This window comes from Rhizobium sp. P32RR-XVIII, from assembly GCF_012641395.1.
GTDB lineage: Bacteria > Pseudomonadota > Alphaproteobacteria > Rhizobiales > Rhizobiaceae > Rhizobium.
Map to the genome: position 1 here is coordinate 1 of NZ_JABAIH010000065.1, position 2,251 is coordinate 2,251.

General features: G+C 56.1%; 2 protein-coding genes and 1 pseudogene. All 3 read right to left on the reverse strand.

The annotated features are described in order from the left end of the window. Nucleotides 1–270 precede the first annotated feature (270 nt). Nucleotides 271–459: a transposase gene (locus HGP14_RS35045; RefSeq protein ID WP_409527125.1), complete on the reverse strand. Its 189-nt coding sequence runs from the start codon at nucleotides 457–459 to the stop codon at nucleotides 271–273. A 5-nt stretch (nucleotides 460–464) separates the two neighbouring features. After that, a pseudogene (locus tag HGP14_RS36150) lies at nucleotides 465–572 on the reverse strand (IS630 family transposase); the annotation flags it as partial. A 47-nt stretch (nucleotides 573–619) separates the two neighbouring features. Further along, a complete protein-coding gene (gene trpC / locus HGP14_RS35050; RefSeq protein WP_168834364.1) occupies nucleotides 620–1,435 on the reverse strand; it encodes an indole-3-glycerol phosphate synthase TrpC in 816 nt (271 codons plus the stop codon). Nucleotides 1,436–2,251 lie beyond the last annotated feature (816 nt).

Here is a 2,251-nt window from a genome sequence, read left to right on the forward strand (position 1 = left end):
GCGGCAACATACTGCGATATTTTGACATCTGCTGTACCTACGGAAAGTTCGCAAACAATGCCTGGAGGTGCACTCAGCACCTGCCGCGACGATGTACTTCAAACGTAGATCCTGCACGGGTCGAAAACGAATTTCTGTCAGGCAATGTCCGTGATCTACGCTAGACATTTGATAAGCTTGTCGTCTTTCCCTGACATTACTGATTTGTGAGACTTGACTACATTCGTAACAAAGTGCGACGCACAAAAGGCAGTTCTAAAGTCCGCTTCTTTAATCGGGCAATGAGGTCAAGCCCACATGTGAGATGCGGCCGGGATTGTCTTTTTCACCAGGCTGGAAACGCCGAGGCGTCGGCCCGAAGTGGGCTCCTACGGTCCCCGAGCTTTTGAAGTGGGCTGGGTCGTCGTCGACCGCCTTAAAGCTCAAAGCTGTTATCTCGCCGACGCCTGGAACACTCATGAACCGAAGGCGCGATGCGGCTCCGCAATGTGCTTGCGGTGACCGCCCATCTTGCCGGGGTGAACTGAGCCGGTCGCGCGATGACGCTACGACCATTTCACCACGGAAGAGAGGCGGACTGCCGTCCTTCTTGCCATTCTCTGGCGCACTTCTAAAACGTCTACTGCATTAGACTCTCGATGCCATCGCCAAATAGCAGCGCGCGGGTCGCAGCCGTGACGTCGTCCTTGCGCATCAGGCTTTCACCGACGAGGAAAGTGGTGATCCCCGACATTTCCAGACGCTTACAATCCGCGTTCGTGAAGACGCCGCTTTCGCCGACGAGCAAGCGGCCGTCGGGCACCATGGCGGCGAGTTTCTCGCTGGTCGCAAGGTTGACTTCGAACGTTCGCAGATTGCGGTTGTTGACGCCAATCAGCGGTGAGGAGAGTTTCAGCGCCCGCTCCATCTCTTCGACGTTGTGAACTTCCACGAGGACATCCATGCCGAGGCCGAAGGCCTCATCCTGCAGACGTTCGGCGTCGTCATCGGACAGCGAAGCCATGATCAACAGGATGCAATCCGCACCCCACGCACGAGCCTCGTGCACCTGATAGGTCTCGAACATGAAGTCCTTGCGCAGCGCCGGCAAGGCGCAGGCAGCACGGGCAGCGGTCAGGAATTCCGGCGCCCCCTGAAAGCTCGGCTTATCGGTGAGCACCGAAAGGCAAGCCGCCCCGCCGAGTTCATACGCCTTGGCAAGCGCTGGCGGATCAAAATCGGGACGGATCAGGCCTTTCGACGGGCTTGCCTTCTTGATCTCGGCAATCAGTCCAAACAGACCGGCATCTTTCCGGACGGATAATGCCTTGTGAAAGCCGCGCGGCGCCGACTGTTCGGCTTGCATTGCCCTCAAATCCGCCAGCGAAACCTTGGCCTTGGCAGCCGCGATTTCCTCGCGCTTGTATGCTTCAATTTTCGTGAGGATATCGGCCATTATCCATTCCTATTCGCTTCCTCGGCTTGGAGGCGATCTGAATGGCGGCAGCTTGTTGCAATCGAGTTTCGAATCCAGCGAATTCCGTTTCGGATGAAATATTGCGGCGTGATGGCATCAACGCTCTCTCTAACATGTTGGCGCCATGGATCGGCGGCTCGGCATGAACACGACCGCCACCTTCCGGCTGCCGCATACTGGGCCGCGTAGACGATCCCACAGCATTCATAACGGGAAGTCTCGGTCGCGAGTGGCGACGAGTGGCGACAAGGGTCACGATATCCAATCGTGGACTTTAGAGCTGCCTTTTGTGCGTCGCCCTTTGCTACAATTGTCGTCAAGTATCAAAAATCAGTAACCGCAGGGCTTCCATTTGCAAGCTTCCTAACGAGGGTTCGTTGACCAGGTGTGCTTCCCGACGAGTTCTGCGTAGTCGGAAAAGGTGAACTTCTTTCCGCGCTGCGACGCTTCGTTGCCAAGGAGGAGAACACGGATCGAAAAAACCGTGTCCGCGCGATTCGAACTCGAAGCTCGTGATCGTGGTCCTGTTCGACGGCGCGTTCCATCTCCCGTTATTACGCCTTTCAGTGATCAGCGTGCGGAATGCTCTAGGTCGCATAGTGGGGAGGATGCGGATAAGCCGCCTCGGCCGCATTCCGTTGCACAAGCAGATGCTCGTTTACCAACGGCCCGATGAATCAACCAAGTGTGATTGTCAAAGCATCGCCCAGGATTTGATTGCGAAGCGCTATCTATTACATTTGTAACTATCGCCTCGGTTTTCGAAACAACCCTGCAATGGAACGCCAATAGCCG